Origin of the sequence: Mycobacterium sp. (assembly GCF_049647605.1) — a bacterium.
In the GTDB taxonomy this organism is placed as follows: domain Bacteria; phylum Actinomycetota; class Actinomycetes; order Mycobacteriales; family Mycobacteriaceae; genus Mycobacterium.
On record NZ_JBARXZ010000072.1, the window covers coordinates 1 to 6,175 of the forward strand.

6 protein-coding genes, 1 pseudogene and 1 riboswitch are annotated in these 6,175 nt (G+C 67.9%); of the genes and pseudogenes, 4 read left to right on the plus strand and 3 right to left on the minus strand.

Annotated elements, in window-relative coordinates:
- On the minus strand, positions 1-1,000 hold a 1,000-nt coding region (locus WBB07_RS09060; RefSeq protein WP_526306808.1), incomplete at its 3' end, for an AAA family ATPase.
- A gap of 177 nt (positions 1,001-1,177) precedes the next feature.
- Between WBB07_RS09060 and WBB07_RS09065 the strand changes: the two genes are divergently transcribed.
- Positions 1,178-1,858 (plus strand): SDR family NAD(P)-dependent oxidoreductase, encoded by a 681-nt coding sequence (locus tag WBB07_RS09065; protein WP_526306810.1) that lies wholly within the window; start codon positions 1,178-1,180, stop codon positions 1,856-1,858.
- A gap of 69 nt (positions 1,859-1,927) precedes the next feature.
- Positions 1,928-2,039, plus strand: a riboswitch (TPP riboswitch).
- Positions 2,040-2,152: 113 nt separating this feature from the next.
- The gene (locus tag WBB07_RS09070; protein WP_526306818.1) at positions 2,153-2,761 is read left to right on the plus strand and encodes an ECF transporter S component; all 609 of its coding nucleotides are present in this window, start codon (positions 2,153-2,155) and stop codon (positions 2,759-2,761) included.
- Positions 2,762-2,797: 36 nt separating this feature from the next.
- On the opposite strand, the pseudogene sigJ reads toward WBB07_RS09070, so the two are convergent.
- Positions 2,798-3,691: pseudogene (gene sigJ / locus WBB07_RS09075) on the minus strand (RNA polymerase sigma factor SigJ); the annotation flags it as partial.
- Positions 3,682-4,134, minus strand: a complete 453-nt coding sequence (locus WBB07_RS09080; protein WP_526306812.1) for a hypothetical protein — start codon at positions 4,132-4,134, stop codon at positions 3,682-3,684. The pseudogene sigJ and the gene WBB07_RS09080, both read right to left, overlap by 10 nt.
- A 114-nt stretch (positions 4,135-4,248) precedes the next feature.
- On the opposite strand from WBB07_RS09080, the gene WBB07_RS09085 reads away from it, so the two are divergent.
- Positions 4,249-4,962 (plus strand): SDR family NAD(P)-dependent oxidoreductase, encoded by a 714-nt coding sequence (locus WBB07_RS09085; RefSeq protein WP_526306814.1) that lies wholly within the window; start codon positions 4,249-4,251, stop codon positions 4,960-4,962.
- 91 nt (positions 4,963-5,053) lie between these two features.
- Positions 5,054-6,175 (plus strand): AAA family ATPase (locus WBB07_RS09090; protein ID WP_526306816.1); only part of this gene is annotated, 1,122 nt, incomplete at its 3' end.

The following is a 6,175-nucleotide window of genomic DNA, read 5'->3' on the forward strand; positions in this document are numbered from 1 at the left end:
CGCCATGGGCGGTGCGCCGTTGTTCGGCAGTGGCGCAGCGATAGGCCACGGAGCGCGCCAGCGGGTGGCGAAATTGCACCCGGGTGCCGACAGCGATCACGCCGAGCTCATGGGCGGGCGTCATCACCGCGGGTTGCAGCTCCAGGTGCGCCACCGCCCGCCACAGCAGGGCCGGATCGCCCACCGGCTCCGCAGCGGCGACCAACAGGGACATCCGGGTATCGGAAGGCAGGTCTTCGATCATCGCCCGGTAGTGCGCCTCGATGTCGGCGCTCTCGGTGGGCGCCTGATCGGAGGCGACGTCTCTCGGAGCCGTCAACAGCGCCAACGGATTTCCCCGTGCTTCGGCGACGATCCGGTCGAGTATTGCCGCGTCGAGGCGTCCCGGGAACGCCGACTCCAGCACCGTCCGCGCGTCGGTGTCGTCGAGGCCGCCGACGGTCATGGTCGGCAGCCCTGCGGTGCCGTCGATCGGTGCACGCACAGCGAACACCATGCCCACCGCCTCGGCCTGTAGCCGGCGAGCGACAAAGAACAACGCCTGCGCCGAGGCGCGGTCGAGCCACTGCACATCATCGACCACGCACACCACCGCCCGGTCCTGCGCGGCAGCGGCCAGCAGCCCCAGCACCGCCAGCCCCACCAGGAAACGGTTGGGCGCAGGGCCGTCGTCGCTGAGACCGAAGGCCACCTCCAGTGCCTGACGCTGGGGTTTCGGCAGGCCGGACCGGAAGCCCATCACGGGCGCGCATAGCTGCTGCAGGCCCGCAAAGGCGAGTTCCATGTCGGATTCCACCCCGACCGCACCCAACACCGTGCACTCAGCGGCCGATTCCCGCAGGTGATGTAACAGCGCGGTTTTGCCGATACCGGCCTCACCGAGCAGCACCAGCACCTGGCTGCGTCCCGACCGGACACCGGCGACGATATGGCGCAGGGCCTGACATTCGGCCGTGCGCCCCGGCAGGCCTGCGGCACCCCAGTCGAAGATCGTCGTCACGATCGAGTGCACCTCCTTTGCCGCCGGCGGACCGAGCAAATCTTCTCATGCTGACTTCTCGGATCCAGCAGTTGCGCACAACGGCGGACTACGGGTTTTCCGTGGTCCGTCGCACCGCCGTCACTGAGATGGTCAGAGTCAGATGTCCGTCTCGAGGCCATAGATGGGTGGTGTGTGATGAGCGCTCCCGAGCTCGCGGGACGGACCGCCCTGGTGACCGGCGGGTCCTCCGGTGTCGGATTTGCTGCCGCATGTCTGCTCAAGCATTCCGGCGCCCACGTGCTGATCAGCGGCCGGGATGCCGCACGCGGTCGGCGCGCAACCGCCGAGATCGGGGTGGGCAGCCGGTTCATCGCCGCCGACCTGGCCGATCTGGATGCCATCGACTACCTCGCGCGGCAGCAGCCGATCGACATCCTGGTGAACACCGCCGTTGCGGCACCGAGGGGGTGGACCATCGATCAGGACCTCGACTCCTACAGCCACGCCTTCGACACCAACGTGCGCGGCATGTACTACCTGGTGGCCGCCGTCGTCCCCGGAATGATCCGGCTCGGCGGCGGGGCCATCGTCACGGTCACGTCCGGCTCCGCAGACCGAGGGGTATCGGGCGCGTCTGCCCACCACTCGACCCAGGCCGCCGTCGCCTCCCTGACACGCACCTGGGCGGTGGAATTCGGCGGCCACGGCATCCGGGTCAACTGCGTCGCAACCGGATCCACCAACAAAGCTGTTCCGCTCGGGCGCGTCGCCGAGCCGTCCGAAATCGCCGAAGCCATCGTGTTTCTCGCCTCGCCTCGCGCGAGTTCCATCACCGGCGCCGTCCTGCACGTCGATGGTGGAGCGGCCGTCGTGTGAGGTGGTCTGGGCTCCATCGTTGCTGGACGCACTTGGCGAAGCCTGACTCGCTGCGCTAACTTGAGGACCGCAACACCACACGGGAGTGCACACCGAGTGCGCTGAGAGGACGGCTGACCGGCCGTCGACCGTACGAACCTGACCGGGTAATGCCGGCGTAGGGAGATGCACGTGAACACTGTCTGTCATACCTGAGCGCGTCTTCGGCAAGCGCCGAATACTGCCTTCCCACACCACACTTCACCCGTGCTCATCCGTCGACGGATTCGCAGCACGCCCACCCGAGGAGTCCTCATGGACCAACAAACCGTCACCAACAGTTCCGCCCTGCGCTGGCGGGTTGTCGACATCGTCGTCGCCAGCGTCCTCGCCGTGGCCGCCGGCCTGGTCTTCGTCTTCTGGAACATCGCCTCCAATCCCCTCTCGGCCCCTCTGATCGCCCTGCTGCCCGGCCTGCAGGGACTGGTCGGCGGCGGCTGGCTGTTCGCCGGCGTGCTGACCGCACTGGTGATCCGCAAACCCGGCGCCGCCCTGTACGGCGAGCTGATCGCCGCCACGGTGTCGGCGCTGGTCGGCAACCAGTGGGGAGTCATGACCATCGAGTCGGGACTCGTCCAAGGCCTCGGTGCGGAACTGGTGTTCGCGCTGTTCCTCTACCGACGCTGGAACCTCCCCGTCGCCGTACTGTCCGGTGCGGTGGCCGGACTCGCGCTGGCCATCAACGAGCTGATCATCTACTATCCCGGCTCCACAACGGAATTCGCCGCCATCTTCACCGTCACGGCAGTGTTGTCCGGCGCCCTCATCGCCGGGGTGCTGTCCTGGTTCATGGTCCGAGGCCTCGCCAAAACGGGGGCACTCAGCCGATTCGATTCGGGCAAGGTCGGATCCGGCGCCCGCTGACCACCGCGGCGCCCCGCTCGACAACAGGTGTTTCACCTTGTCCTCGAGCCGGTGCCACAGCACCTGACTGATCCCCGCCGGGGTCACGGTCAAAGCGATGAATGTCTCGAAGGTCCCGTCGGGATGCGACACGATCACCGCGGGTTGATTGTTCACCGTCACCCACGTGAAGTTCGCGGAAGTGAACACCCGTTGCCGGAACACCAGGATGAACTTCGCCACCGTGGTCTTCCCCACGACGGGAAAGCGCGCGGCATTGCGGGCGCCGTTGCCGTCGGTGTAGCTCACCACATCCTCGACAAACAGCTCTTCCAGCGCCGTCATCTCACCGTTGACCGCCGCATTCAGAAACGCCGCCAACAGATCCCGGTGCCGCGCAGAATCGACGGGCACTTGCCGGTCACTGGCGATGTGTTTGCGCGCTCGGCTGACCAGCTGGCGGGCATTGGCTTCGGACGCCCGGATCACCTGCGCGATCTTCGCGTACGGGTAGTCGAACGCCTCGCGCAGCACATATGCCGCCCGCTCGGCGGGCGGCAGCTTCTCCATCACCAGCAGCGTGACGAACTCCAGTGCCTCCACCCGCTCGGCACCCAGGGTTGGGTCACTGCCGGTGTCCACCGGATCGGGCAGCCAGGGACCCACATAGGTTTCACGGCGCACCCGCGCCGACTGTAATTCGTTGATACACAGCCGGGCTGCGGTGGTGACCAGGAATGCGGTCGGATCGTTGACCTTGCTCAGGTCGTAGGTCTGCCACCGCAGCCAGACGTTCTGCACGATGTCCTCAGCGTCGGCGACACTGCCCAGCATCCGGTAGGCCACCCCGAACAGCCGCGGCCGAACAGCGCTGAACACCTCTATCGCCACAGACTCGTTCACCGAGGTATGACCAGGCGGTGCCGGCGTTTGTGACAGCTTCACGACCATTGCCGCAACTTGTCCGGGTTGAGCACCACCCACACGTGCTGTACCTGTCCGCCGGCGACGTCGAGCACCATCACCGCAACGACGCGTTGCCGCCACCCCACCAGCACACCGGCGGCCCCGTTGACCGAGTTCACAGCCGTCTCCAGACCCGGCACGAAGAACCCGCGCAGGGTTCGGCTCACCGCCTCCACACCACAGAGCGGTTCCGGATCAACTCGGTAGGCACCGCCGGTGTCCACCACCGCGGTCACATCGGCGGCCAGCAGCAACCACAGCGCTGCGACGTCGTTGGCCCGGCACGCGGAGCACACCGCAACGGTGATCCGACGCTGCTCGGTAGGCGTCACCGCAGTTGCCGGTGCAAACCAACGCCGGTAGGCCGCCGCGAGGAGCTGGTCACGCTCCCGGAGACGGTCGAGAAATGATGTGTGCTCGTCGAACATCGAGCGGCCTCCCGTGCTGTGTACAGGGAGGACCGCCGAACTCGGGGATTCGTGACACTGTCACGGTTGCGGGCTCTGACCGGTCCTACCCACAGAGACTGTGAGGAGTAGGGCATGGAATTGCAGGGCAAGCGGGCGTTGATCACCGGCGGCACCGCCGGGATCGGGTTGGCGTGCGCACGACTGTTTGCGCGGGAGGGTGCGACGGTGACCATCTGCGGTCGCGACGCCGACCGTGGCCGGAAGGCGGCCGAAGGTGTCGGCGAATTCATCCAGGCCGATCTGGCCGATCTGCGCTCGGTCCAGAGCCTGATCGCCCAGGCCGGTGACACCGACATCCTGGTCAACAACGCCGCCCTCTTCCCGGGCGCCCCGACCGTCGAGCAGGACATCGAGTCATTGGAGCGGACCTTTGCCGTCAACGTCATCGGCACCTACCTGCTCACCCAAGGTTTGGTGACCGGCATGCTGGCCGGCGGCCACGGCAGCATCATCAACGTCACGAGTCTGGTTGCATCCAAAGGGGTTCCGGGTGCATCCGTCTACAGCGCCTCCAAAGCCGCGGTGGAATCCCTGACCCGCACCTGGGCCACCGAATTCGCCGCACACGGGGTCCGCGTCAACAGCGTCGCACCCGGCCCCACCCGCACCGAAGGCGTGGCCGCGGTCTGGGGTGACACCAACGAAGATCTCGGCCGTGGCCTGCCGATGGGGCGCACCGCCGCACCCGAGGAGATCGCCGAAGCCGTCCTCTACCTGGCTTCCCCCCGGTCGAGTTTCGTGACCGGCGCGCTGTTGCACGTCGACGGTGGCGGTGCGGCAACCTGAGCTCAGAAGTGAGCCGGTCCCGCAACATCCACCCGAGCCGGCAGCCCACGGCGGTTAAGGTCATCACATCGACAACCGCGGTGGTGCAGGGATGGCAAACCAGGATCGGCAGCTGCGTGGGCGTGCCGGGGAAACCCAGGTGCTGCAGGAGCTCGTCACCGCTGCCCGGTCCAGCACCGGGCAGGCGCTGGTGATCCGCGGGGAGGCCGGTGTCGGCAAGACCGCACTGCTGGACTGCGTGCACCAGCTGGCCGACGGCTTCCGCTGCACCGCCGTCGCCGGCGTCGAATCCGATATGGAACTCGCCTTCGCCGGCCTGCAGCAGCTGTGTGCACCGCTGCTGGATCACCTCGCCGAACTGCCGGCACCGCAGCGCGACGCCCTCACCGTGGCCTTCGGCCGCGGTGCCGGCCCCACCCCGGACCGGTTCCTTGTCGGGCTCGCGGTGCTGAGCCTGCTGGCCGCCGCAGCCGGTCACCAGCCGCTCCTGTGTGTCATCGACGACGCGCAGTGGCTCGACGAAGTGTCGGTGCAGACACTCGGCTTCGTGGCGCGACGGTTGATGGCCGAACCGATCGCGCTGGTGTTCGCGGTGCGCGACGGCAGCCCCGAACGTCTGACCGGACTGCCCGAGCTGGTCCTGCACGGGCTGAACGAGGGCGACGCCCGATGGCTGCTGGACATGGTGGTCGTCGGCCGCCTCGATCCGCGGGTCCGTGACCGCATCGTCGCCGAAACCCGCGGAATCCCGTTGGCGCTGTTGGAAACACCGCACAACATCTCGCCCGTCGAACTCGCCGGCGGGTTCGTCAGCGCTGCGGTGCGCTCCGCCGCCGGCGAGGTGGAGGAGAGCTACGTCCACCGCATCACGTCGCTGCCGCCGGCCACCCAGCAGCTGCTGGCGGTCGCGGCCGCCGAACCGGTCGGTGACACCGCACTGTTCCTGCGCGCGGCAACACATCTGGGGGTGAGCGTTGAACACCTGGCCCCGGCCGAGGCGGCCGGGATGATCGAGCTCGGTCCGCGGATCCGGTTCCGTCATCCGCTGGTGCGGTCGGCGGCCTACCGGGCCGCCAGCCTCGGCGCCCGCCGCAAGGTTCACCAAGCCCTGGCGCGGGCCACCGACCGTGACTCCGATCCTGACCGACGCGCCTGGCATGCCGCCAACGCCGCCACCGGAGCCGACGACGGCATCGCCGGGGAACTCGAAGCC